Origin of the sequence: Trinickia sp., from assembly GCF_051954495.1 — a bacterium.
Classification (GTDB): Bacteria; Pseudomonadota; Gammaproteobacteria; order Burkholderiales; family Burkholderiaceae; genus Trinickia.
Genome location: NZ_JBQCHR010000182.1, coordinates 34,053 through 58,316 on the forward strand (window position 1 = coordinate 34,053; position 24,264 = coordinate 58,316).

Below are 24,264 nucleotides of genomic sequence, written 5' to 3' on the forward strand. Positions count from 1 at the left end.
ATGCCGACCATCGAAAGCACGCTCGACATGCAGCGAGCCATCTACGACCTCACGCTGAACGCGGGTGAACCGTGGCTGCACGAAGTCAAGCAAGGGCAGATCTTGCGGATCCTCGATCTCGAAGGCAATCAAGCGGTCGATACGCTGTTCTATCGCACCGACGATCCGACCGAGCGTTATAGCGCGCAGGACACGATTCGCGAGCAGCGCAATGTCTACCTGACGGCCGGCAGTGTGCTGAGGTCCAATTTCGGCAAGCCGATGATGACGATCGTCGCGGATACCTGCGGCCGCCATGACACGCTGGGCGGGGCATGCGCGGCGGAGAGCAACACAGTGCGCTACGCGCTCGAGAAGCGTCATATGCACAACTGCCGCGACAGCTTTTTGAATGCGATATCGCGTTGCACGTGCGGCGCCGGGGCCTTGATGTCCAAGCGCGATATCGTGAGCAACGTCAACTTCTTCATGAACGTGCCGGTCACGCCGCTGGGCGGCCTGACGTTCGAAGACGGCATTTCCGCCCCCGGAAAATACGTGGAAATGCGCGCCGAAATGGACGTCACGGTGCTGATCTCGAACTGCCCGCAGCTCAACAATCCGTGCAACGGCTACAACCCGACGCCGGTGCGCCTGGCGATCTGGGAGGCGCAATGAGATTCGCCAAGGTATTGGTCGCGAATCGCGGGGAGATTGCTTGCCGAGTCATTCGCACGCTGAAACGGCTCGGTATCGCCTCGGTGGCGATCTATTCCGATGCCGATCGCGATGCACGGCATGTGACGCTGGCCGACGAAGCGGTTTGCGTCGGCCCCGCGCCCGCCGCGCAGAGTTATTTGAACGTCGAAGCGATCCTCGCCGCCGCTCGGTCGACCGGCGCGCAAGCGGTGCATCCGGGCTATGGCTTTTTGTCGGAGAACCCCGATTTCGCGCAAGCGTGCGAGGCGGCGGACTTGCACTTCATCGGCCCGAGCGCCGCGCAAATGCGTGCGTTCGGCCTCAAGCATTCGGCCCGTGAATTAGCGAGCCGCCACGGCGTCGCGCTGTTGCCCGGAACGGACTTGCTGGCCGACGTCGACGCGGCGCTGGCCGGGGCGGAGGCGATCGGCTACCCGGTCATGCTCAAGAGCACGGCGGGCGGCGGCGGGATCGGGATGTCGCTCTGCAAGGACGCTGTGCAACTTTCCGCCGCTTTCGATCAGGTCGTACGTTTGGGCAGTGCGAATTTCGCGCATGCGGGGGTCTACCTCGAAAAATTCGTCGAGCACGCGCGGCATATCGAAGTGCAGATCTTCGGCGATGGACACGGCGAGGTCATCGCGCTAGGCGAGCGCGACTGCTCGGTGCAGCGCCGCAACCAAAAGGTGATCGAAGAAACGCCGGCGCCCGGCTTGACCGACGACGAGCGGGAAGCGTTGCACGAAAGCGCGGTGCGCCTCGCGCGCGCGGTCGATTATGCTTCGGCGGGGACGGTCGAATTCGTCTTCGACGTCGCGACGCGCGCCTTCTATTTCCTCGAAGTCAATGCGCGGCTGCAAGTCGAGCATTGCGTGACCGAGGAAGTGACGGGCGTGGATCTCGTCGAATGGATGATTCTTCAAGCCGAAGGCGATCTGCCGCCGTTGGGCTCGCTGGCAGTCAAGCCGCGCGGCGCGAGCATCCAGGTTCGCGTCTATGCCGAAGACCCGAACAAGCAGTTTCAGCCGAGCGCCGGCGTGCTCACGCATGCGGTGTTTCCCGATACCGCGCGCGTCGAGACATGGGTCGAGGCGGGGACCGACATCAGCGCCTATTACGACCCGCTGCTCGCGAAGCTGATCGTACGCGGCGAGACGCGCGCGCAAGCGCTAGCGGCGCTTCGTGCGGCGCTGGCCGATACGCAGCTGTACGGCATCGAAACGAATCTCGACTACTTGCGTGCGATTGCAGGTTGCACGACGTTCGTCCGCGGGGAGCAGACGACCGCCTTGCTGTCGCGCTTTGCGTTCGCGCCCCACACGATCGACGTCATCGAAGGCGGTGTGCAGACGACGGTGCAGCAAGCGCCAGGTCGTATCGGCTACTGGGATATCGGAGTGCCGCCCTCCGGCCCGATGGACGATCGCTCTCTCGCCCTCGCCAATGCGCTGCTCGGCAACGCGAGCGATGCGGCTGGGCTGGAATGCACGATGGTCGGCCCCACGCTGCGGTTCAACGTCGACACGTTGTTCGTTCTCGGCGGCGCCGCGCTTGCCGCCACGTTGGACGGCCAGAGCGTCCCCTATTGGCAAGTGCTGCGCGCGGCGCCGGGCGCCGTGCTGAAGCTGGGCGGCGTCACGGGCCCCGGTGTCCGTGCCTATGTTGCAGTGAAGGGCGGACTGCAGGTACCGGACTACCTCGGCAGCAAGGCGACGTTCACGTTAGGGCAGTTCGGCGGCCATGCGGGGCGCGCGCTGCGCAAGGGCGATGTGCTGCATCTGGGCGAATCCGCTGGACGCGGCGATGCCGGTGCTGTCTTGAACGACACCGAGTTGCCGGCGCTCACGCATGCTTGGACGCTGGGCGTGCTCGACGGGCCGCATGGCGCCCCCGACTTCTTCACGAACGACGACATCGCGATGCTGTACGGCACGCGCTGGACGGTGCATTACAACTCGAGCCGAACGGGCGTGCGTCTGATCGGGCCGAAGCCGCAGTGGGCGCGCACCGACGGCGGCGAAGCGGGCCTGCATCCTTCGAACATCCACGACAACGCCTATGCGATCGGCGCGGTCGATTTCACGGGCGATATGCCGGTCATTCTCGGTCCCGACGGTCCGAGCCTCGGCGGGTTCGTTTGTCCCGTGACGGTGGTGCGCCACGAATTGTGGAAGCTGGGTCAACTGCGTCCTGGCGACACCGTTCAGTTCGCGCGGGCCGCTGCTTCGCGGGCGATTGGTGCAGGCAGTGCCGCAAGACACGACGATTGCGTCCTATATCGCGATCCCGCCGCCGGTAACGGAGTCGGCGTCGTCTATCGCCGTTCTGGCGACTGCAACGTCCTGATCGAATACGGGCCGCTCGTACTCGATCTGAATCTGCGGTTTCGAGTGCATGCGTTGATGTGCTGGCTACAAGCACACCCGTTGCCGGGCATGCTCGATCTCACGCCGGGGATTCGCTCGCTGCAGGTGCATTTCGATGCGCGCAGGCTGCCGCTTGACGCCTTGCTCGAGCATCTACAAGCCGCCGAGGATGAACTGCCCGACGTGGCCGAGATGACGGTGCCCAACCGGATCGTGCATCTGCCGCTGTCGTGGGACGACCCGTCCACCCGCTTGGCAATCGAACGCTATATGCAATCGGTACGGCCGGACGCGCCTTGGTGTCCGAGCAATATCGAATTCATTCGCCGCATCAACGGGTTGAGCAGCATCGACGAGGTCAAGCGAATCGTATTCGACGCGCAGTACCTCGTGATGGGGTTAGGCGACGTGTATCTCGGCGCGCCGGTCGCCACGCCGATCGACCCTCGCCACCGTCTGGTCACGACGAAATACAACCCAGCCCGTACGTGGACACCCGAAAACGCGGTCGGTATCGGCGGCGCCTACTTGTGTGTCTACGGCATGGAGGGGCCGGGCGGCTATCAGTTCGTCGGACGAACGGTGCAGATGTGGAATCGCTATCGAACGACTCGCGAGTTCGAAGCGGGTAAGCCCTGGCTGCTGCGCTTTTTCGATGTCATTCGTTTCTACGAGGTGGACGAGCGCGAGTTGCATCGGCTGCGCGCGGATTTCATCGCGGGACGTGCGTCGTTGAAGATCGAGGAATCGACTTTCGACTTAGGCGAATACAACCGCTTTCTTCGCGACGAAGCCGGATCGATCGCTGCATTCAAGTCCGCGCAGCAAGCGGCGTTCGACGGCGAACGAGAGCGCTGGCGCATCGCCGGGCAGGCCGAGTATGTCGGCGAAGGCGGGGCCGGCGATGCACATGCGGCGCTCGCAGAGGATGCGCTGGGCGCCGAGCAGCGCGGCATCGCCGCCGACGTATCGGGCAGCGTGTGGAAGGTGCTCGTCGAAGCAGGCGAACGCGTGACGGAGGGCCAGGTCGTGGCGATTCTCGAATCGATGAAGATGGAGGTGTCGGTGGTAGCGACGGAAGACGGCGTGATCGAGTCGATCGATTGTGCGCCCGGGGCGGCCGTTTCGGCCGGTCAGCGCTTGATGGTCATGAATGCCGGCGCGGCCGAGGAGGCCGTATGAATGCGCGGACGCACCCCATGAACGATAGGGCGCCGAACTATCGCTCGATCTCGGCCCTTCGGAGGCGGTACGCAGCGGGCGAATTGACGCCGCGGGCGCTCGTCGAGGCGATCGCCGCGCATTTCGACGGCGGCGACCCGAATCACGCGTGGATCCGTCCTTTGACGCGCGACGAAATGATGCGATATGCCGATGCGCTTGCCGGCCGAGACATCGATACATTGCCGCTCTTCGGCGTGCCGTTCGCGATCAAGGACAACATCGACCTGGCCGGAGTGCCGACGACGGCGGGCTGTCCCGGCTACGCCTATACGCCCTCGCGCAGCGCGCCTGTTGTCGAACGCTTGATCGCGGCCGGCGCCATCCCCATCGGCAAGACGAACCTCGATCAGTTTGCGACGGGCTTGTCGGGGCAACGTTCTCCGTACGGCGCATGCCGTAATGCGTACGAACCGCGTTATGCGTCGGGGGGCTCGAGTTCGGGCTCCGCCGTCGCCGTTGCGCTTGGCGTGGCCGCGTTTTCCCTCGGGACCGATACGGCCGGGTCGGGGCGGGTGCCGGCCGCGTTCCATGGGCTCGTGGGCATGAAGCCGACGAAGGGTGTATTGAGCACACTCGGTGTGGTGCCTGCGTGTCGATCGCTCGATTGCGTATCGATCTTTGCGCATTCGCCGGCCGACGCACGGGCAGTGTTCGACGTGGCGCGCGGGGTGACGCCGGACGATCCGTATGCGCGCGAGTGGCAACCGCTGTTGACCGGAGGGGCGAACGCGGGCGGGATACCGCACGCCGCGCTCGCCGGCGTGCGGTTCGGTACGCCGCGTGCCGACCAGCTTGAATTTTTCGGCGACGAATCGTATCGCGGCGCCTACGAGGCGGCATTGACGCGTTTGCGCGCGGCCGGCGCAGACGTCGTCGAACTCGACTTCTCCGCGTACCTGGCGACTGCCAAGCTGCTGTACGAAGGCCCTTGGGTAGCCGAGCGGCTTGCCGCCTTACGCGAGTTTTTCGACGAAAATCCCGATGCCGTGCATCCCACGGTGCGCAAGATCGTCGGCGGCGGTTCGCGCTTTACCGCCGCCGATACATTCGCGGCGCTCGATCGTCTCGCCGCGCTGCGCGTCGAAGCCGAGCATGCCTGGGACCACGTGGATGCGATCGTGACGCCTACTTCGGCGACGACAGCCACCATCGATGAACTCGACGCCGATCCGATCGGCGTGAACGCGCGTTTCGGGTATTACACGAACTTCGTGAATCTGCTCGATCTTTCCGCGATCGCGGTGCCCGCCGGCTCCTGCTCGTCGGGCCGTCATGCCGGGCTGCCGTTCGGCATTACTTTCATCGGCCGCGCGCACGACGATGCCAAATTGCTCGGGCTGGCCCAAGCGTGGATCGGCGAAGATCGCAACGCGGCGCCGCCCGAAGCGCAGTCGCCGGCGGCGAGCACAGGCGTGGTTCGCGTGGCTGTAGTCGGCACCCATCTGAGCGGAGAGCCCTTGAATTGGCAGCTGACGCAACGCGGCGCGCGCATTGTGGCGACGACCACGACGGCGACCGCCTACCGGCTCTACGCGCTCGATCCCGCGGCGACGGGCGGTGTCGAAAAGCCCGGCCTCGTTCGCGTGCGCGAGCAAGGCGAAGCGATCGCCGTGGAGGTGTGGGAAGTGCCCGTTCGGGCATACGGCGGGTTCGTCGGGGGCATCGACGGGCCGCTTTGCATCGGGACGATATCGCTGGCGGACGGCACGCGTGTGCAGGGCTTCTTGTGCGAAAGCGCTGGGCTCGACGGTGCGCGAGACATCACCCAATACGGCGGATGGCGAGCCTACCGCGCGAGCGGCGTAACGACCGCCCTGTGTAGCAACGGAGATCTTTGATGTCGACGACCCCGAACTCAACCGAATGGTTCGCCGTACGACGCGAGCTGTCGACACGAGGAAAATGGACGCTCGCAACGGCTTCCTTTCTGCTGCCTCTCCTCCTGTGGTGTTTGATCAGCTACGTGCCGTTCATTTGGCACCCGCAAGTGAAGATTACGAGCCCCGGCAGCGTCGATTACTTCCAGCCCGGCATGCAGGTGGACAAGGCCATCTTCGCCGATGAACTCGACCACGCGCGAGCAGCCCACGCGGCTTTGCCGCAGGGCGTGCCGGCGAACCCGGTGTACCTGCCCGCGCCGCATCAGGTCGCGCGCGCGTTCTATACGGCCTTCACGACGCCGCCGGCATCGCGCGATGGCGTGTGGCTGCACCAAAGTCTTTGGCACAGCATTCGCATCATTTTCTGGGGCTTCGTGATCTCGTCGGCGATCGGCGTGCCGCTCGGCATCATCGGCGGGACGTTCAGCGCGATTGCTCGCTTGCAGGAGCCGTTCTTCGAATTCTTCCGCTATTTGCCCGCTCCGGCGTTCGGCGCGCTGATGGTGGCGATTCTCGGCATCTACGATGCGCCGAAGATCGCGATCATCGTGATCGGCACGCTGTTTCAACAGGTATTGATCATCGCGAACACCACGCGCAAGCTCGAATACGGGCTGTTCGAAGCGGCGATGACGTTGGGCACGAAGAAGCTGAAGCTCATCGCCCACGTCGTGATTCCCGGGGTGTTGCCCGATCTCTACCGGGACCAGCGCATCTTGCTCGGCTGGGCGTGGACCTACCTGATCGTCGCCGAGCTCATCGGCACGAGTTCCGGCATCACCTGGTACATCGTTCAGCAAGCGCGCTACGAGCATTTCGACAACGTTTATGCCGCGATTTTGATGATCGGCATCATCGGCCTCGGCACCGACCTCGTCCTCGCGCTGCTCGCGCGCAAACTATTTCCGTGGGACCGCACGCTGAAAGCGTGACGGCACATGTCAATGAACTTATCGGCCGTTACCGAAGAGGCGATCATGCGCAACCCTCAGCCCGTTCCCGACTATCTGATCCAATCCGAAGCCGTGCGCGAGCGCTTCGACCGGCTCAAGGCCCGCGAGGTGGTGCTCGACGTGCAGCACGTCGGCAAGCGCTATCGCTCGGCGCACGGCGACGTCGTGGCGCTGAACGACGTGAGCTTCCGCACGCATCGGCGCGAATTCGTTTGCGTGATCGGTCCTTCCGGCTGCGGAAAGTCCACGCTCATTCGGATCCTGGCGGGACTCGAGTCGCATACGAGCGGCGAGGTGCTGCTGGACGGGAAGCCGGTTCGCGGACCGGGGGCCGACCGCGGCATGGTGTTTCAGGGCTACACGTTGTTCCCGTGGCTGACGGTGAAGAAGAACGTCATGTTCGGTTTGAAGATGAACGGCAGCAGCACGGGCGAGGCCGAGCGCGAGGCGCTTCAGTGGCTCGACCTCGTGGGGCTTACGCCGTTTGCCGACGTGTATCCGCATCAGTTGTCGGGCGGCATGAAACAGCGCGTGGCGATTGCTCGTTCGCTTGCGAATCGGCCGCGCATTTTGCTGATGGACGAACCGTTCGGCGCGCTCGATGCGCAGACGCGCGCCAAGATGCAGGCGCACCTCATCGATATCTGGCGCAACATCGACGTGACGATTCTATTCATCACGCACGATCTGGACGAAGCGATTTTGCTCGCGGACCGGATTCTCGTCTTGAAGGCCAACCCGGGCGAGGTCCAAGAATTGATCGAGGTGCCGGTGCCGCGCCCGCGCGAGGCGGCGCAGTTGACCACGCGCGAGTTCCAGGCGACGAAGGCGAGACTGGAGGCGCTGATTCACCCCGCGGCCCCCGAGGGCGACAGCGCGGACGAGGTCGTTCGCCCTCATATGATCCGCATGACGGATGTGACCGACAACGTGGAATGAAACCGGCCGAAAAGCGGCGCGCCTTCCGACGAGGCGCCGCTCTGCTGGGCCGGGCGGTATCCGCCCCCAAACTTTGCTAGTCCCACACCGCTCGCGGGCGCCCGGTTTTCGGGTGGCCCGCGCAACGACGCTCGAGCCGTCGATCCCCGCGATCCACAACCCATCTTCCCCCGCACCCGTGCACCGTCCAAGCGCGGAAAACGCCGGTCACGTTTTTTGAAACCCATTTTGGATAGAAAAATATTCTATCTGCACAACGATTTACGGCATTTCTTTGGAAGCACTTTTCGCTGCGTCGACTTTAAGCTTGCGTTCAGTGGCGCCCACGAGCGCAGGCCGAAGCGGGCCTGCCCGCCTTCCAGGGCTCGCGCGATGCCACTGCGGGTTGATGGTCGATCGGTGAACACAGTCCGAATACGCAAATTATTTTTCGTAGTACAGGAGACAAAGTTGACGTCCGCGATCATGTCTTGCGTTGCGCGGGTTGCGTACGCTGTCTAAGGGGGCTAATCATCATGAGTGCGAATGGCAATCTTCGATATTTCGACTATGCGGCGACGACGCCCGCCGACCCGCGCGTGATCGAATCGATGTCGGAGTGCTTGGGTATCGATGGCGTATTCGGCAATCCCGCTTCGAGTTCACACGCCGCGGGAATCGCCGCGCGCGAACGAGTCGAGCGCGCGAGAGAGCAGGTGGCGCAATTGATCGGCGCGGATGCGCAAGAGATCGTTTGGACATCCGGGGCGACCGAGTCGAACAATCTCGCTTTGAAGGGCTGTGCCGAATTGGCTACGTCGCGACGGCATATGGTCACGAGCCGGATCGAGCACAAGGCGATTCTCGATACGATGGCCAGCCTCGAGAAGCGCGGCATGTCGATCACCTTCATCCGGCCGACGGCCGATGGGGAAATCACCGCCGAGGCGGTCGCGGCGGCGGTCGGCCCGCAAACGTGCTTGGTGTCGCTGATGCTGGTCAACAACGAACTGGGCACGCTGACCGATATCGCCGCCATTGCGCCGATCGTCCATGCGGCGGGGGCGCTGCTGCACGTCGACGCCGCCCAGGCGCTCGGCAAGACGCCGATCGACGTCAAGGCGCTCGGGATCGACTTGCTGTCCATGTCCGCGCACAAGGTGTACGGGCCGAAAGGGATCGGCGCGCTGTACGTCAGCCCCGAGGCGGCCAAGCGGATCGCGCCGCAGATGCATGGGGGCGGCCATGAGTGGGGGCTGAGATCGGGGACGTTGGCGACGCACCAAATCGTCGGAATGGGGACGGCGTGCGAGTTGGCCTGTGCACGCATGGCCGAGGACACTGCACGCATCGGCAAGCTGAGTGCAAGGCTGCTGGATGCGGTGCTCGCGCTCGACGGCGTGAGGCAGAATGCGCGCGCGGCGCATCGTATTCCTCACACGTTGAGCCTGACGGTCGATTTGCCGGGCTTTTCCACGTCGATGCTGGGAGACGAACTCGCGGTGTCGTCCACTTCGGCGTGCAATTCGGCGGCCGGCATGCCTTCGCACGTGTTGACCGCGATCGGGCTCGACGCGCAGGCTGCCGCCCGCACGGTACGTTTGAGCCTTGGCCGGTACACCGGGCAAGAAGACGTCGATTTTGCGATTGCCTGCTTTCAGCGAGCCGTTAGCGCATGTCGTGAAGCGGCCGCCGGCCGGCCGACGTCGCGGTTCACGAAGATGTCGACTGAATTTGCCGTCGCGCCGCAGTTGTCGGGCGACGACCTGGAAGCCGCACGCACCGAGGGCTTCAAGACGATCATTTGCAACCGTCCGGATGGCGAGGAACCCGGGCAGCCTCGGTTTTCAGCCATTGCCGAGGTAGCGGAACGTCTCGACATCGAGGCGCGTTATCTGCCGGTCATCGCGGGCAAGATCAGCGAATCCGACGTCACGGCCTTCGCCGCCTATATCGCGGCCTTGCCCAAACCGGTGTTGGCGTATTGCCGAACGGGAAATCGGTCGAAGTTGCTTTGGACTATGTCCGCAACGCTGCGCAAATAACCCGAACCGAATCGAGGACAAGCCATGAGCAGCACGCCGGTCATGTCGATTGAAGGCTTTTTCGACCCAGCCACGAGCACCGTGAGCTATCTCCTGCTCGATACAGCGCGTGGCGACTGCGCGCTGATCGACAGCGTGCTCGACTACGATCCGAAATCCGGGCGCACGCGAACGGAAAGCGCCGATCGGCTCGTCGCACGTGTATCGGAGCTGGGCGCCACGGTTCGCTGGTTGCTGGAGACGCATGTTCATGCGGATCATCTGTCCGCGGCCCCTTATCTGAAGCGCCGCGTCGGCGGTGAAATTGCGATCGGTGCTCGCGTCAGCCGCGTGCAGGACGTGTTCGGTCGGTTGTTCAACGTTACGACGGACGGTAGTGCGATGGGCGCGAGAGCGTTCGACCGGCTGCTCGACGATGGCGAAGTGCTGCCGCTTGGCGCGTTGTCGATTCGCGCCATGCACACGCCGGGGCACACGCCTGCCTGTATGAGTTACCTCGTCGACGACGGCGCGCAGCGGGCGGCGTTCGTCGGCGATACGCTGTTCATGCCCGACTACGGTACGGCGCGGTGCGACTTTCCCGGAGGGGACGCGCGTGAGCTGTACCGCTCCATCTCGCGCTTGCTGAATCTGCCTCCCGACACTCTCCTCTACACGTGCCACGACTATCAACCGGGGGGACGAGGTGTGCAGTACGCGTGCACGGTGGCGGACCAGCGAGGGGCCAACGTGCATGTGCGCGAGGGCGTGACCGAGGACGAATTCGTCGCGATGCGTACCGCGCGCGACGCAACGCTCGCCATGCCGGTGCTGATGCTGCCAGCGGTGCAGGTCAACATGCGCGCCGGCCGCCTGCCCGATCCCGAGGGTAACGGCGTGCGCTACTTGAAGATTCCGCTCGATGCTTTCTGAATGTTCATCGCGCGCCTCGTGAGGGGGCGAGATGTCCGATAAATGGGGGAACAGAGGGAACATTCGCCGAACGTTTAACATCGGCGATAATGTCGCCCGCGCCGGCGCGAGATGTATCGAACGATCGTGCCGGTACACTGTTTTCGAATCTGGAGGACATCCATGCGTGACGTCATCGACGGCTTTCTGCGTTTTCAGCGCGAGGTCTTTCCGCAGCGTGCCGAACTGTTCAAGCAGCTTGCTACAACGCAAAATCCGAAGGCGCTGTTCGTGACTTGCTCGGACAGCCGCGTCGTGCCGGAGCTGCTCACGCAGCGCGAACCGGGCGAGCTGTTCGTGATTCGCAATGCCGGCAACATCGTGCCGTCGTACGGTCCGGAGCCGGGCGGCGTATCGGCTACCGTGGAATATGCCGTGGCGGTGCTGGGCGTGCAGGACATCGTGATCTGCGGCCACTACGACTGCGGCGCGATGGGTGCGATTTCGCGCTGCACGTGTCTCGATCATATGCCGGCGGTGGCGAACTGGTTGCGCCATTCCGATGCCGCGAAGGCGATCAATGCGGCGCATCAGTTCGACACGCCACGCGCCAAGCTCGACAGCCTCGTGCGGGAAAACGTGATCGCGCAGTTGGCGAACATCCGCACGCACCCGTCCGTGGCGCTCGCATTGGAACAGGGGCGTATGAACCTGCACGGCTGGGTCTACGACATCGAGAACGGGTCCATCGATGCCCTCGACGGCGCCACGAGACGCTTCGTATCGCTCGCCGAATTCCCGACCACTGTTGCCGTGGCTTCGCGCAACCGCGCGCAGGTGTAAGACGCCGCCTTCGTCGACGGCTTTTGTTGGGAATGCACGCTTGCGCCGGGGATTAGCGAGCGCGACTCGGAGCAACAAAACCATTACGTGGCAGGTAATTGAGGTGCACCTCGGCGGCGGGCAAACTTCGGCCTAGAGGTTTCGAATCGGCGCTTCGATGCGATACCGGTAGGTGCGCGCAATCCCGGTAGCGCGAGGGATCCGACGAAAACACTCGCATCGGCAATGACTCGCAACCGCAAAGGTCGAAGGAGGAAAGCTACTATGACTGCATTCGCGATCGCCCGTCTGCGCGACGTCAAGATGGGCCCGGACATCCAATCCTATCTTGCCCGCATCGATGACACGCTCGCCCCGTTCGAAGGGAAGTTCATCATCCACGGCGGGCGAAAAAAGGTGGTCGAAGGGCAGTGGACCGAAGACTTGATCGTCATCGCTTTTCCCGATTTCGACAAAGCCAGCCGCTGGTACGAATCGCCGGCGTATCAGAACATCCTTGCGTTGCGCACCGGTAACTCAGCCGGTGACGTCATCCTCATCGAAGGCGTGCCGCAGAACCATCGAGCGACCGATATCCTCGCCGGGATGGAACTGTAAGCATCGGCATCGGCATCGGATCGCGCGAGCAGGCTCGCAAGGTCCGATGCCGTTCGCTTCCGCCGGAGCGAACGTTTGGTCGGCCGGTGTGCCGGTCTTACCGTTCCAGCGCGGCCTGCGGCGTGTTACGGAAGCTGATGGCCATGCGGTTGTAGGTATTCATCAAGCCGATGGCGATGGTCAGATCCACCAATTCCCGTTCATCGAACACCGCGCGGGCGGCATCAAAAGCCGCGTCCGGCACGCCGGTCTGCGCGACGAGCGTGACCGATTCGGCCCAGGCGAGCGCGGCGCGCTAGCGTTCGTCGAACACATTGCCGGCCTCTCGCCATGCCTGCACGAGCGCCAGCTTTTCGACTTTTACGTCCTTTTTCAGCAGGTCGCGCGTATGCATGTCGAGGCAGTAGGCGCAATTGTTGATCTGCGAGATCCGCAGATAGACCAGATCGACGAGGACCGGGGACAGGCCGCTTTGCATGACGTAACCATAGACGCCGCCAAGGGCTTTGACGCCTGCCGGCGCGATCTGGGCATAGTCGAGACGCTTGCTCACGAGATGACTCCTTGGTGCGGTGATTTACTTGATGGGGGTAGTCAGCACTTTGTCGCTTGTGTCCGCGACGAACACGGCGAGCAACTTGGCAGGTTGCGTGTCGCTCGCGTTGCGGCTGACGCGGTGAGTGGCGCCGGGCGCTTCGAAGAAGCTCTCACCGGCATGGTAGATGCGCTTCGGGCCGTCATCGACCTGTGACTCGATTTCGCCCGATACAACATAGGCGTAGATGAACGCCGAGCGTGCGTGCCGGTGCGCGGGCGACGCTGCTCCGGGTGCATAGTCGACGACGACGGCAGTCAACGATTTGCCCGGAACGTTCGGAATGGCGTGCTGGAAATTCGGTGTGACGGTTTCAGCGGCGCTATCCGCTACGGCCGGCAAGGCGATGCCGCAGGCCACGGCTGCGCAGGCGACTGCCGCGATGGATCGGATGTTCATGGATGTCGGGCTCCTTTGTGTTCCTGCATTGTCGTGCGACATGGGACAACGCTAAAGGACCAGGAATGAACATTTTCGATGTACCAAGATGCGATAGCGGGCGAGGCGTCGCCGGCTCTCGTCAGCCGCGCTCGCGAACGAGTTCCAGCAGGCGGGCACAGTGTGCCTGCAGCGTTTTTTCATTGAGATTCGTTACACCGAGCACAAGTCCCTGCCGCGTCGGATCGCTCATGTACCAGGGCGAAAGCGGAACCAGGGCCAGCCCGAATGCGCGCGCCTGAAAGACAATGTCGACATCCGATACGGATGATGGAAGGGCGGCTACCACCGTCATGCCGGCCGCGGCCTGCACCTTGATCGAATCCGAGCCCAGTTCGTTCAGACAACGAACCAAGGCTTCCTGCCGGGCGGCGTAGAGGCGCTTCATCCGCCGCAGATGGCGAAGAAAGTGGCCTTCGTGCATGAACTCCGTCACGGCGTGCTGTCCGGATGCGGCCGGGGCAGGGGCCAGGCACGCCGCGACGTCGCCGAAGCGCTGTGCCATGTCAGGCGGGACCACGAGAAAACCCAGACGCAACGCGGGGCTGATCGTCTTGCTGAACGTTCCGATATGCAGCACTCGCCCGTCTTGATCGAGCGAGGCCAGCGCCGGGGCGGCCCGCCCTTTCAACTGCAGCTCGCCCAGGTAATCGTCTTCGACGATCCAGGCGTCGTGTCGCTTGGCCCAGTCGAGCAGCGATATCCGACGGGCGAGCGACATCGTCATGCCGAGCGGCGCCTGCTGGCCCGGCGTCACCACCGCGAGGGCGGCTTTGGGCGCGATGCGAACCCCTGTGTCGACGTCCAAACCGTCCGCGTCCACCGGCACGCCTGCCACGCTCATGCCGGCTAACCCGAGCGCCGTGCGCGTGAGCGGAAAGCCGGGCTCCTCCATCCAGGCTTGCCGGCCTTCGACCTGTAGCCCGCGGATCGCGAGATTGAGCGCGCCGGAGAAACCGGCCGTGACGAAGACCTGAGAGGGGCTGCATCGAAGGCCGCGCGAGACGGCAAGATAGGCCGCGATCTCCTGTCGCAATTCCGGATCCCCGCGTGGGTCGGGATATCCGACGGGAGCCGCCGCCGCCCGGCGCGCCGCCCGTGCTTGGATGCGCGACCAGAGCTTGAACGGGAAGGCATCCTGGGCGGGCACGCCCATTTGAAACGGCAAAGGCGCCGTGCTGAAGTCGGTGAAAAGGTCGGGAAGCGGCGGCGCGTCCGGCGACCATCCGGTCGTTGCGGGCACGGGCCGCTCGGCTACTCGAGTGCCGGCTGCGCCCAGGCCGATCGCGAATTGTTCGTCGATCAGGCGTTCGTAGGCGGCCCGCACCGTGCCCCGGGACACCCCGAGCTGGACGGCTAAATCCGACCAGGATGGCAGCCGCGCGCCGGCGGCAAGCTGCCCGGATTCGATCGCATCTCGGATCGAGCTGTAAATTTGCGCCGATAACGACGTGCGGCCGGCGCGGTCAATGTCGATGGAAAGCGTTCCCATGGACGCGATAGTACATTCGGATTGCTCAATCTTGGGTCTGGTCCGTGATCCATGCGAAGCGTAACTTTCTGTGTGCAACGCCGCCGGTCGTTCGCGGCGGCACCGAAAGTGCAACGCTCTTCCGCTCGAGTAACCCGATGAAGCACGATAAAACAACGCCGCCGAACGAGATGTTCGACGTCGTCATCCCCGACAGCCAACTGGCGCGTGACGTAGCCCAGCTCATCCGCGACACCGAAAGCGAATTGCTGTTCAACCACTCGACACGGGTTTACCTGTGGGGGGCATTGCTTGGGCAGCGAAAGCGCATCGCTTTCGATCCTGAACTGCTCTACGTCGCGGCGATGTTTCACGACATCGGCTTGACGTCGGCCTACCGTGAAAGCCAACTGCGCTTCGAAGTGGACGGCGCCAACGCCGCGCGCGATTTTCTGCGCAGTCGTCATATCGATGAGGCGGACGTAGCGAAGGTATGGACCGCTGTGGCGCTCCACACGACGCCCGGCATTCCCGAGCACATGCACGGGGAAATCGCGCTGGTGCAGGCCGGAGCGGGGATGGACGTGGCGGGACGGGACTTCGATGCGTTGACCGAGGAACAACGCGCGGCGGTGATTGCGGCCTATCCGCGCGGCGCCGATTTCGCGGCCGAGATGATCGATGCCTTCTATGACGGCATGAAGCATCGCCCGGGCACTACGTTCGGCACCTTCAACGACGATTATCTCGCGCACAAGGACCCGCACTTCGAGCGCGTGAATGTGTGCAGCATCATGTTGAATTCAAGGTGGGGCTGACATTCTGTGCAGGCCCCTCTCGATCATCCCAACACTAATAGGATTTAGTCATGCTTAGCCGTACGTTTTTGGTTACGGGCGCCAGCAAAGGTATCGGACGCGCGTTGTCCCATAGGCTCGCCGCCGATGGTCATCAGGTCATCGGCCTTGCTCGCGGGGCCGATGACCCCAGTTTCCCCGGCACACTCGTTTCCGTCGATTTGACCGATCGCGATGCGACGACACGAACGCTCGAGGGGCTGGTCGAGCGCTATACGTTCGACGGCGTCGTCAACAACGCTGGGTTCGTCCGTCTAGCTGGCATCGAAGCGGTCGATCTAGACGATTTGGAGGCTTCATTCAGACAAAATCTCACCGCTCCTGTGCAGACCGTGCAAGCGTTGCTACCCGGGATGCGGGAGCGAGGGTGGGGGCGAATCGTCAATCTGTCGAGTCTCGTCGTGCTCGGTGTCGTCAACCGTACGGCCTACGCCGCGGCCAAAGCCGCCATGATGAGCTTTACTCGAACGTGGGCGCTGGAGCTTGCGCAGACCGGCATCACGGTCAACGCCGTCGCGCCCGGACCGACCGAGACCGAGTTGTTCCGGCAAAACACGCCCGTGGGCAGCGAAGCGGAGCAGCGCTTTCTGTCGCTGGTACCGATGAAGCGATTCGGCAAGCCAGAGGAATTAGCCGCGGCCGTCGCATTTCTTTTGTCCGAGGACGCGGGTTTCATCACTGGACAGACCTTGTTCGTCGATGGCGGCGCTTCGGTAGGCAAGGCGGCGTTTTGATCGCTTGCGGTCTCCGGCCATGCATGCTTTTTGCTCCGTCGAAGTACCGTCCGAGGCCGACAATGGGAAGACGCGATGAGTTGGCGCGCGGCGATTCGACCGGTCTACAGGAGGTGTGCGATGAAAGCGTCGAACCATGGCATGGCCCGCAGTCTCGTTTTCGCGGCGGCCGTGGCGCTGCTGACCGCGTGCGGCGGGCACGGCAGCGACTCCGTTGGCGGGGCGGGCAGCGGGGCCGGCGCCGGAGCCACCCCCGCGGGCGGCATCCATTTGCAGGTGGTTTCGTTCGGAGATAGTTTGTCGGACGTCGGCACTTATGCGCCGATTGCGAAGCTAGTGGGCGGCGGACGCTTTACGACCAACCCGGGGCAAGTGTGGGCGCAGGATGTCGCCCAGTATTACGGCGACACGCTCACAGCCGCCTATACGATCGATGCGACTCAAAAGCTGAGCCCGCAAGGCGGCTTTGGATACGCGGAAGGCGGGGCGACGGTGGCGACGCCGGCCGATCTCAACGACTTCCTCGTCGACGTGATTGGCGACATCGAAATGCCCGTGACCCAGCAGGTGTCGAGCTATCTGTCGCAACACGGCAGTTTCAATGCAGGGCAGCTCGTGCTCGTATGGGCGGGATCGAACGACGTGCTGCGAGCAGGAGCGTTACCGGCGGGCGCGGCCACCGTGCAGACGGCTGCCAATGCGCTCGCCCAAACCGTCAGACAGATCGTCGCAAACGGTGCGACGCACGTGGTGCTGGTCAATGTCCCGAACGTTGGACTTTCGCCAAAAGGCCTTGCGACACCGGACGGCGGCGCGACGTTGACACAGGAGTCGCAATTGTTCAACGCCGACCTGACCGCGGCCTTGCAGGCCGGCGGCTTGCAAAACAAGGTCATTCAGGTCGACTCGTATACCTGGATCAACCAGGTGGTCGCCAACTACCAGGCCAATGGTTTTCTCGTAGCCAATACCGGCCAGGCCTGCGATGCTTCGAAGACACCCCACGATACGTCGCTGTTGTGCTCGCCCAGCACGTACGTCGCGGCCAATGCCGACCAGACGTATATGTTCGCGGACGATCTGCACCCGACGACGCATCTGCACGCGCTGTTTGCGCAGTTTGTCGAGCAGCAGATCGCGGCGGCCGGGCTGGGCCGTTGAAGTGCTCCGCAATGTTCTATTTGGACGGGTTTTTGCTTGCAGCACGCGTTATCCGTGGACCCGGGGCACGAGACGGCCTCGGCGATTCAACCGCGCCGGCTCCCGCTCTCGCGTTCGGCATCTGTCGTCCAGTGTTCAAGCAGCAACTCTTTCAGTAGGGGCAGGGTTTGAGTAAGCAAGGGCCCCCGAGGACGCTGCGCGGAGGTGGCGACCCAAAGCGTCGTGTCCAGGCTCGGTTGGGATATGGGGCGTACGTTGAACTCCTGCGCGTACCCGCTAGAGCGGACGGCCTTGAGCGACAGGACCGCGTGAAGACCTTCGTCGCGAACCAGGGCCAAAATTGCTTGGACGCTTTCGACCTCGACGACAATGCGCGGCTTCAACGAGGCTTGCGCCATCGTCGCTTCCAGCAGCATGCGAATGGAGTGCGGCCGGCTGGGCATCACCAGCGGCCGCCGAGCAACCTCCGCCAGGGTGATCGCCCCGTCGCCCGCGCCGCCGGATGAAGCGGTGTCGCCCGTGCGTCCAGATACAAGATAAAGCGGCTCGGTGAGTACCGGCGTCAGCTCCACCGCCGATGAAGTGGGAACGGTATACACCACGGCGCAATCGGCCCGGCTCGTCGTCAGCCACTCCAGCACATAGCTCGATAGCCCCTCCAATACGCACAACGTCGCCTTCGGAAACCGGTCCCGAAATGCTCTGACCAATGCAGTCGTAAGCGTCAGGCTCACGCTCGGCGGCAGCGCCACGACCACGCGTCCCGTCGACGCGCCGCGGCCTTCCTCCATGTCCAGTTGCGCGCGTTCGATTTGCGCCAGAACGCTACGGCCGTGCTCCAGAAAGCGCTTGCCGGCCTCGGTCAGCGTCACGCCCCTGCCGTTGCGCTCCAGCAGCACCTGACGGAACTCCACTTCCAGCGCCCGTACTTGCCGACTGAGCACCGGTTGCGCGACGGATAGGAAATTCGACGCCCGCGTAAAGCTTCCAAGCTCCGCGACGTGGACGAAAGATTCGAGCTGACGAAGCTCCATGACACTCTCCTGATTTGCAAAATACGCATATCTACTATGCTGGATATGTCATTGCAGAATGGCAGAAAACATCAAAAAATACAAGCACATCGCAGAGCGGGCCCGACCTTCGAGATCGTGCCGCTTCGGTGCGATCGATAACCTGAGTGGGTGCAAGAAAGTCGATGACCACGCATTTCGAAAAGACGCCGGGTTGGTTGGACTGGTACCGAGGTCCTTCGCGACCGAATTTCCGATTGCCGCCGGGTTCGGTGGACGCCCACTGCCATGTCTTCGGTCCGGGCGAGCGGTTTCCCTATGCGCCGGAGCGCAAGTACACGCCGTGCGACGCCAGCAAGGAGCAGCTTTTTGCGCTGCGCGACCATCTAGGTTTTGCACGCAATGTCATCGTGCAGGCGACCTGTCACGGCGCGGACAACCGCGCGCTGGTCGATGCGTGTCTGGCGTCGGAAGGCAGGGCGCGCGGCATTGCCACGGTCAAGCGCGATGTGAGCGATCAGCAACTGCGCGAATTGCATGCGGCGGGGATACGCGGCGTGCGTTTCAATTTCGTCAAGCGGCTGGTCGACTTCACCCCTAAGGACGAACTGCTTGAAATCGCGCATCGCATTGCCGAAATGGACTGGCACGTCGTCGTTTATTTCGAAGCGGCGGACCTACCGGAGCTTTGGGACTTCTTTACCGGCTTGCCGACGATCGTGGTGATCGACCACATGGGGCGCCCTGACGTGTCCCAGCGCGTCGACGGAGAGGAGTTCGAACTGCTTGTGCGTTTGATGCGCGAGCACCGCAACGTTTGGTCGAAGGTAAGTTGTCCAGAACGGCTTTCCGTATCGGGGAAACCCGCTTTGAACGGTGAGCGGGACGCCTACGGCGACGTCGTGCCGTTTGCGCGGCGCTTGGTGGAGACATTTCCCGATCGGGTTCTTTGGGGCACGGACTGGCCTCATCCGAATTTGAAGGACCATATGCCGGACGATGGCTTGCTGGTGGATTTCATCCCGCGTATCGCCGTAACCGCCGAGCTTCAGCGAAAGCTGCTCGTCGACAATCCCATGCGTTTGTATTGGGGGGAGCGATGAACCCCACCGACACGCGCGCCTATCGCCAAATCCCCGGCACCTACGTATTCGATGGAGAGCATTGCCGGAAAGGCTATGCGCTGAACATGTTCTGCAAGTCGCTCGATGTGGATGGCAATCGAGCAACTTTTCGCGCGGACCCCGTGGGCTATCTCGACACGTTCCGCCTGACCGACGAACAGCGCCGCGCGGTGCTCGATCGAGACTGGCTGGCCATGCTGCGGCTGGGCGGAAACATCTACTACACGTTCAAGCTCGCGATTTTCGACGGTTTGACCATGCAGCACGTGGGGGCCGCGATGTCGGCGGAGGGGATGTCGGTGGATGAGTTCCGCGCAATGATGATCGCTGGAGGGCGGCCAGTCGAGGGCAATCGCAGCATCGAGGAGCGGTCTCATGGCTAAGTTCGTTGGAGGCGTCGGCACCTCCCATGTGCCGTCGATCGGCGCGGCGATCGATCACGGCAAAACGCAGGAGCCTTACTGGAAGCCGTTATTCGATGGCGTCAAGGCCGCGCGCGATTGGATCGGCGAGGTCCAGCCCGATGTCGTCATCGTGATCTACAACGATCACGCGTCGCGGTTTGGGCTGGACGTGACACCCACGTTCGCGCTCGGCGTGGCCGAGGCGTTCCCGCCGCACGATGAAGGGTATGGCCCGCGGCCTGTGCCGACATGCCAAGGCGATCCGGCATTGGCGTGGCATCTGGCCGAATCGCTGATACTGAACGACGAATTCGACATGACGATGGTTGGCGAGATGACTGTCGATCACGGCCTCACCGTTCCGTTGTCGTTGATGTTCGGTCAGCCCGATACGTGGCCCTGCCGAGTCATCCCTCTGTGCGTCAACGTCATCCAGTATCCCCAACCGACCGCCATGCGCTGCTTCAGGCTCGGACGGGCGCTGCGGCGCGCCATCGATTCCTATGCGCCCGATATCAAGGTCGCCATTTTCGGCACGGGCGGCATGTCGCATCAATTGCAGGGCGAACGCGCCGGGCTGATCAACGCGCCCTATGACAAGCATTGGCTCGAGGCCATGGTAAGCGATCCGCTCTCGCTCGCCCGCATCGAGCATACCGAGCTATTGCGCGAGGCTGGATCGGAGGGGCTCGAGATCATCATGTGGCTCATCATGCGCGGCGCATTGAACGAAGCCGTGCGCGAGATTCATCGGTTTTACCACGTACCGGCATCGAACACAGCCTATGGCCTGCTGGTATTGGAGGATGCGTGAGCCCCGCGCTAAAGGTCGCACTCGTCGGGGCGGGAGCATTCGGCATCCAGCATCTCGACGCCATGGCCGGTTTGGAAGACGCGGTGGTGGTCTCGCTCGTGGACAGCGATTCAAATAAGGCGCGCGAGCTGGCGGCGCGCTATGGGATCGCACAAGCCCATTCCGAATTGCAGGACGCGTTGTCCCAGCCCGAGATAGAAGCAGTGATTCTCTGTACGCCCACCCCTTTGCATGCAAGCCAGGCAATCGCCTGCTTGCAGGCGGGTAAGCACGTGCTGGTCGAGATTCCCCTCGCCGACTCTCTGGACGACGCCGAAACCGTGGCTCTATGGCAGAAACGGACGGGACTGATCGCGATGTGCGGTCATACGCGGCGTTTCAATCCGGGACACGCGTGGGTGCGTAGCCGAATCCGCAGGGGCGAATTTTCGTTGAGACAACTCGACGTGCAGACGTATTTCCTGCGCCGCACGAATATGAACGCGCTCGGTCAGCCGCGCGATTGGGTCGACCATCTGTTGTGGCACCACGCGGCGCACACGATCGACTTGTTCCTGTATCAAACGGGCGACGATCTGGTCGCGGCGAATGTCCTTCAGGGGCCCATCGACCCCACGTTGGGCATTGCCCTCGACATGTCGATTCAATTGAAGAGTCGAAGCGGCGCTTTATGCACGCTCTCGCTTAGCTTCAATAACGCCGGGCCTTTCGGTTCGACATTTCGCTACATCGGCGACGGCTCGACGTATATCGCGCGTTATGACGAGTTGACGGACGGCCTGGGCAACCCCGTTCAATTCGAACCCGCCGGCCTCATCTCGAACGGCGTCGCGCGACAGGATGCCGAGTTCTTCGCCGCCATTCGCGCGCGGCGCGAGCCGAACGCCAGCGTGGACCAAGTGCTTCCCTGCTACCGGGTGTTGCATCGACTGGCGCGGCAACTGGGCTGAACTCGCCGTCGACGCGAAGGCGTCGGCTGCCCATACCTGGATGGCGCGAGTCGTAACAAAAAATAAATCATTTTCCCTAAAAAGGATTGGAGACATGAAGACCGTTCTAACTGCGACCTTGGTCGCTGCTTCGCTATTGGGCTCTGCTCATGCTTATGCACAGAGCAGCGTGACACTCTACGGAATTATCGATACCGGCATCGATTGGGAAAGCCAGTCCGCCCGGGCGCCAGGACAAACGAGTGCGTCGGGTTCGGCCGTTCGCATGACTTCGCTCTCGGGTGCGCTGCCGTCTCGATGGGGATTGACGGGTAAAGAAGATCTAGGCGCGGGCGTGAAGGCCATTTTTGAACTGGAGAGCGGTTTCGCACCGAATTCAGGCGCGCTTCAAAATGGCAATCGTCTGTTCGGACGATCGGCCTGGGTTGGACTGGAAACCCCGTACGGAACGATTCGCCTGGGACGACAGATCAACATGACGTACGTCGCCTTGATGAAGTCGACCGTGCTGGGGCCGGCGCTCTATTCGTTGGCGTCGCTGGATCCGTATCTGCCCAATAGCCGTTCCGACAACACGCTGAGCTACTTCGCGAACTTTCGTCATTTCGTGGTCGGCGCCACTTACAGCACGGGCCGCGATGCGGCAAGCAGCCCTGGACCGGCAGCGGCGAATGGCGGCGCGACGTTCAATCCGGGCGCCACGAACTGCCCCGGCAATCTGGCGGGAAGCACATCGGCCTGTCGACAGATTACGGCGCTGGCCGGGTATTGGGGACCACAGGTAGGTTTGCAGTTCGTCTACGACCAGTTGCGCGGCGGGCCGGGCGTGTTGCCCGGCAGCGTTTCTTACGACCCGTCGATGCCGCTGCTGCTGTCGAACGCGGGGCAAACCACGACACGCTACATGGCGAGCGGGTATGTTCAGCTGGGCAACTTTGCAATTCGTGGCGGCGCTATTCATCGGATGACCACCGCCGCAACGAACTATCAAACCAACATTTTTTTCGGGGGCGCCTCGTACTTGCTGAGGCCCGATGTCGAGTTCGACGGAGAGATTTCCAGAATCACTACGACAGATCAGAAAAACGCCAACTACTACGTGATGCGGGCGACGTACTTGTTGTCCAAACGAACCTCGCTCTACACGATGGTTGGCTTTATGCAAAACAATAGCCACGCTTCGTATTCCGTCGGCGCGGGCAATTTCACAGTGCCGAACGCGAAACAGATCGGTGTCCTGGTGGGCATGCAGCAGCGGTTTTGACGGTGAATCGCCGGCCTCCGGGCCGGCTGCGCGCTGCGTTATGCGTCGATGGCCTGCTCGACTTCTTGATGAAATTGTGCAAGCTGTTCGCGGACGACTTCGCGCACCAACTGCGTCCCCTGTCCGATGAGTACGTCGTTCGATGCACGAGCGGGCGTCACGACGGAAAGACTGCACCGCAGAACAGGTTTGCGTATGCGATGCAGCCGCAACGACGGATCGCCGATGCAAGGCTGGACCCCGCTCAAGGGGATGACCGCGCACCCGTAGCCCTTGCGGACCAAATCGAGGATTGCCGTGAGGTTTTCGATCTCATGCACGACCTGCGGCGTCAAACCGATCGCCGCCATCGCGCTCGCCAGCGCCGCGTGTACGGCGTTGGCGGTGCCGGCGGTCACGAGAGGAAGCGCGGCGATGTCCGTGAGCGTGAGCGAACGCGGCAGCGCCTTCCCCGCGCGCCGTGTCGCGGCGCTTGCGACGAGATAGAGCTCCTCGTCGGCCAACAGACGCACTTCGACGGCATCGTTCGGCGGCTGATTGTAGACCACCGAGCAGTCGAGTTTGCCGCCGCCCACGAGTTCGACCAGATTCGCCGACAAGCCGTCGACCGTGCGCAGCGTGACCTCCGGCAGCCGTTCGCGAAACGCATCGATGAGCGGCAGAACGACGGTGCGGGCAAGGCTTGGGGGCAGCCCTAGCACGAGGTTGCCCTTTGCCGGCCCCACGCTGCCCCGGACCGCCCTTTCGGCGAGAGCGATTTGCCGGAGGATCAACGGCACGTGATCGAGCAGACGTTGGCCCGCGTCGGTCAGAACGAGTCCCCGGCCATTACGCCTGAACAATTCCGTGCCGAGTTCCGCCTCGAGCTGCCCGACCTGGCGGCTGAGCGCAGCTTGAGTCAAGCCGAGAACGCTGGCGGCGCGCGTCAGATTGCCGATTTCGGCGATACGCGAAAAGTGTTGGAGCTGCCTGATTTCCATGTCCTGAATCCGTCCTTCATGCTGTCTTTCAAGTGTATATCAGATATGCAAGAAAGGCGATTTT

At 62.9% G+C, this 24,264-nt stretch carries 21 protein-coding genes and 1 pseudogene; 17 read left to right on the plus strand and 5 right to left on the minus strand.

The annotated features are described in order from the left end of the window. The 9 genes from ACTHNR_RS25510 (at window position 1) to ACTHNR_RS25550 (ending at window position 12,395) form a co-directional block, all read left to right on the plus strand. Window positions 1–657 (plus strand): urea amidolyase associated protein UAAP2, encoded by a 657-nt coding sequence (locus ACTHNR_RS25510; RefSeq protein ID WP_440551411.1) that lies wholly within the window; start codon window positions 1–3, stop codon window positions 655–657. Continuing rightward, entirely contained in the window at window positions 654–4,226 is a 3,573-nt protein-coding gene (gene uca, locus ACTHNR_RS25515; protein ID WP_440551412.1) for an urea carboxylase, read from the plus strand. Before ACTHNR_RS25510 ends, uca begins: the two co-directional genes overlap by 4 nt. A 17-nt stretch (window positions 4,227–4,243) precedes the next feature. Beyond that, window positions 4,244–6,106, plus strand: a complete 1,863-nt coding sequence (gene atzF, locus ACTHNR_RS25520) for an allophanate hydrolase (protein ID WP_440551413.1) — start codon at window positions 4,244–4,246, stop codon at window positions 6,104–6,106. Beyond that, window positions 6,106–7,080: an ABC transporter permease gene (locus ACTHNR_RS25525; RefSeq protein ID WP_440551415.1), complete on the plus strand. Its 975-nt coding sequence runs from the start codon at window positions 6,106–6,108 to the stop codon at window positions 7,078–7,080. Before atzF ends, ACTHNR_RS25525 begins: the two co-directional genes overlap by 1 nt. 45 nt (window positions 7,081–7,125) lie before the next feature. Next, on the plus strand, window positions 7,126–8,040 hold the full coding sequence (locus ACTHNR_RS25530) for an ABC transporter ATP-binding protein (RefSeq protein WP_440551554.1): 915 nt from the start codon (window positions 7,126–7,128) through the stop codon (window positions 8,038–8,040). Window positions 8,041–8,555: 515 nt separating this feature from the next. Beyond that, window positions 8,556–10,064 carry an aminotransferase class V-fold PLP-dependent enzyme gene (locus ACTHNR_RS25535; protein WP_440551417.1) on the plus strand — a complete coding sequence of 503 codons (1,509 nt, stop codon included), beginning with the start codon at window positions 8,556–8,558 and terminating at the stop codon, window positions 10,062–10,064. A 24-nt stretch (window positions 10,065–10,088) separates the two neighbouring features. After that, window positions 10,089–10,976, plus strand: a complete 888-nt coding sequence (locus tag ACTHNR_RS25540) for an MBL fold metallo-hydrolase (protein ID WP_440551419.1) — start codon at window positions 10,089–10,091, stop codon at window positions 10,974–10,976. A gap of 162 nt (window positions 10,977–11,138) precedes the next feature. Then, window positions 11,139–11,798 (plus strand): carbonic anhydrase, encoded by a 660-nt coding sequence (locus ACTHNR_RS25545; RefSeq protein ID WP_440551420.1) that lies wholly within the window; start codon window positions 11,139–11,141, stop codon window positions 11,796–11,798. A 264-nt stretch (window positions 11,799–12,062) separates the two neighbouring features. After that, on the plus strand, window positions 12,063–12,395 hold the full coding sequence (locus ACTHNR_RS25550) for a DUF1330 domain-containing protein (protein WP_440551421.1): 333 nt from the start codon (window positions 12,063–12,065) through the stop codon (window positions 12,393–12,395). Window positions 12,396–12,492: 97 nt separating this feature from the next. On the opposite strand, the pseudogene ACTHNR_RS25555 reads toward ACTHNR_RS25550, so the two are convergent. The 3 genes and pseudogenes from ACTHNR_RS25555 to pdxR all read right to left on the minus strand — a co-directional run bounded on the left by ACTHNR_RS25555 (window position 12,493) and on the right by pdxR (window position 14,920). Then, window positions 12,493–12,948: pseudogene (locus ACTHNR_RS25555) on the minus strand (carboxymuconolactone decarboxylase family protein). 24 nt (window positions 12,949–12,972) lie between these two features. Further along, window positions 12,973–13,389, minus strand: a complete 417-nt coding sequence (locus ACTHNR_RS25560) for a cupin domain-containing protein (protein WP_440551423.1) — start codon at window positions 13,387–13,389, stop codon at window positions 12,973–12,975. 121 nt (window positions 13,390–13,510) lie between these two features. Beyond that, entirely contained in the window at window positions 13,511–14,920 is a 1,410-nt protein-coding gene (pdxR, locus tag ACTHNR_RS25565) for a MocR-like pyridoxine biosynthesis transcription factor PdxR (protein WP_440551425.1), read from the minus strand. A gap of 137 nt (window positions 14,921–15,057) precedes the next feature. Between pdxR and ACTHNR_RS25570 the strand changes: the two genes are divergently transcribed. From ACTHNR_RS25570 to ACTHNR_RS25580, 3 genes are all read left to right on the plus strand, one after another. After that, complete coding sequence (locus ACTHNR_RS25570) at window positions 15,058–15,717, plus strand: HD domain-containing protein (RefSeq protein WP_440551427.1); 660 nt, start codon at window positions 15,058–15,060, stop codon at window positions 15,715–15,717. Between the two features lie 50 nt (window positions 15,718–15,767). After that, on the plus strand, window positions 15,768–16,490 hold the full coding sequence (locus ACTHNR_RS25575) for an SDR family oxidoreductase (RefSeq protein WP_440551428.1): 723 nt from the start codon (window positions 15,768–15,770) through the stop codon (window positions 16,488–16,490). Window positions 16,491–16,610: 120 nt separating this feature from the next. Then, window positions 16,611–17,651 carry an SGNH/GDSL hydrolase family protein gene (locus ACTHNR_RS25580; RefSeq protein WP_440551431.1) on the plus strand — a complete coding sequence of 347 codons (1,041 nt, stop codon included), beginning with the start codon at window positions 16,611–16,613 and terminating at the stop codon, window positions 17,649–17,651. 86 nt (window positions 17,652–17,737) lie between these two features. Here ACTHNR_RS25580 and ACTHNR_RS25585 read toward each other — a convergent pair whose 3' ends face one another. Next, on the minus strand, window positions 17,738–18,685 hold the full coding sequence (locus tag ACTHNR_RS25585) for a LysR family transcriptional regulator (RefSeq protein ID WP_440551433.1): 948 nt from the start codon (window positions 18,683–18,685) through the stop codon (window positions 17,738–17,740). 164 nt (window positions 18,686–18,849) lie between these two features. Between ACTHNR_RS25585 and ACTHNR_RS25590 the strand changes: the two genes are divergently transcribed. The 5 genes from ACTHNR_RS25590 to ACTHNR_RS25610 are packed head-to-tail and all read left to right on the plus strand — an operon-like array spanning window position 18,850 to window position 23,220. Further along, entirely contained in the window at window positions 18,850–19,767 is a 918-nt protein-coding gene (locus ACTHNR_RS25590; protein ID WP_440551434.1) for an amidohydrolase family protein, read from the plus strand. Further along, window positions 19,764–20,171, plus strand: coding sequence for a protocatechuate 4,5-dioxygenase subunit alpha (ligA, locus tag ACTHNR_RS25595; protein ID WP_440551436.1), 408 nt, complete (start codon window positions 19,764–19,766; stop codon window positions 20,169–20,171). The genes ACTHNR_RS25590 and ligA overlap by 4 nt, the downstream gene beginning before the upstream one ends. Beyond that, window positions 20,164–21,006, plus strand: a complete 843-nt coding sequence (locus ACTHNR_RS25600) for a class III extradiol dioxygenase subunit beta (RefSeq protein WP_440551439.1) — start codon at window positions 20,164–20,166, stop codon at window positions 21,004–21,006. Before ligA ends, ACTHNR_RS25600 begins: the two co-directional genes overlap by 8 nt. Beyond that, entirely contained in the window at window positions 21,003–21,956 is a 954-nt protein-coding gene (locus tag ACTHNR_RS25605) for a Gfo/Idh/MocA family oxidoreductase (RefSeq protein WP_440551440.1), read from the plus strand. The genes ACTHNR_RS25600 and ACTHNR_RS25605 overlap by 4 nt, the downstream gene beginning before the upstream one ends. 40 nt (window positions 21,957–21,996) lie before the next feature. Further along, window positions 21,997–23,220, plus strand: a complete 1,224-nt coding sequence (locus ACTHNR_RS25610) for a porin (protein ID WP_440551442.1) — start codon at window positions 21,997–21,999, stop codon at window positions 23,218–23,220. 38 nt (window positions 23,221–23,258) lie between these two features. On the opposite strand, the gene ACTHNR_RS25615 is transcribed toward ACTHNR_RS25610, so the two are convergent. Beyond that, the gene (locus tag ACTHNR_RS25615; protein WP_440551445.1) at window positions 23,259–24,200 is read right to left on the minus strand and encodes a LysR family transcriptional regulator; all 942 of its coding nucleotides are present in this window, start codon (window positions 24,198–24,200) and stop codon (window positions 23,259–23,261) included. Window positions 24,201–24,264: the final 64 nt, after the last annotated feature.

Coding starts and splice junctions, on each gene's coding strand:
- atzF (WP_440551413.1), top strand. CDS start 4,244: ATGAACGATAGGGCGCCGAACTATCGCTCGATCTCGGCCCTTCGGAGG.
- ACTHNR_RS25560 (WP_440551423.1), bottom strand. CDS start 13,389: ATGAACATCCGATCCATCGCGGCAGTCGCCTGCGCAGCCGTGGCCTGC.
- uca (WP_440551412.1), top strand. CDS start 654: ATGAGATTCGCCAAGGTATTGGTCGCGAATCGCGGGGAGATTGCTTGC.
- ligA (WP_440551436.1), top strand. CDS start 19,764: ATGAACCCCACCGACACGCGCGCCTATCGCCAAATCCCCGGCACCTAC.
- ACTHNR_RS25550 (WP_440551421.1), top strand. CDS start 12,063: ATGACTGCATTCGCGATCGCCCGTCTGCGCGACGTCAAGATGGGCCCG.
- ACTHNR_RS25610 (WP_440551442.1), top strand. CDS start 21,997: ATGGCGCGAGTCGTAACAAAAAATAAATCATTTTCCCTAAAAAGGATT.
- ACTHNR_RS25545 (WP_440551420.1), top strand. CDS start 11,139: ATGCGTGACGTCATCGACGGCTTTCTGCGTTTTCAGCGCGAGGTCTTT.
- ACTHNR_RS25525 (WP_440551415.1), top strand. CDS start 6,106: ATGTCGACGACCCCGAACTCAACCGAATGGTTCGCCGTACGACGCGAG.
- ACTHNR_RS25540 (WP_440551419.1), top strand. CDS start 10,089: ATGAGCAGCACGCCGGTCATGTCGATTGAAGGCTTTTTCGACCCAGCC.
- pdxR (WP_440551425.1), bottom strand. CDS start 14,920: ATGGGAACGCTTTCCATCGACATTGACCGCGCCGGCCGCACGTCGTTA.
- ACTHNR_RS25510 (WP_440551411.1), top strand. CDS start 1: ATGCCGACCATCGAAAGCACGCTCGACATGCAGCGAGCCATCTACGAC.
- ACTHNR_RS25600 (WP_440551439.1), top strand. CDS start 20,164: ATGGCTAAGTTCGTTGGAGGCGTCGGCACCTCCCATGTGCCGTCGATC.
- ACTHNR_RS25615 (WP_440551445.1), bottom strand. CDS start 24,200: ATGGAAATCAGGCAGCTCCAACACTTTTCGCGTATCGCCGAAATCGGC.
- ACTHNR_RS25580 (WP_440551431.1), top strand. CDS start 16,611: ATGAAAGCGTCGAACCATGGCATGGCCCGCAGTCTCGTTTTCGCGGCG.
- ACTHNR_RS25590 (WP_440551434.1), top strand. CDS start 18,850: ATGACCACGCATTTCGAAAAGACGCCGGGTTGGTTGGACTGGTACCGA.
- ACTHNR_RS25535 (WP_440551417.1), top strand. CDS start 8,556: ATGAGTGCGAATGGCAATCTTCGATATTTCGACTATGCGGCGACGACG.
- ACTHNR_RS25575 (WP_440551428.1), top strand. CDS start 15,768: ATGCTTAGCCGTACGTTTTTGGTTACGGGCGCCAGCAAAGGTATCGGA.
- ACTHNR_RS25570 (WP_440551427.1), top strand. CDS start 15,058: ATGAAGCACGATAAAACAACGCCGCCGAACGAGATGTTCGACGTCGTC.
- ACTHNR_RS25585 (WP_440551433.1), bottom strand. CDS start 18,685: ATGGAGCTTCGTCAGCTCGAATCTTTCGTCCACGTCGCGGAGCTTGGA.
- ACTHNR_RS25530 (WP_440551554.1), top strand. CDS start 7,126: ATGCGCAACCCTCAGCCCGTTCCCGACTATCTGATCCAATCCGAAGCC.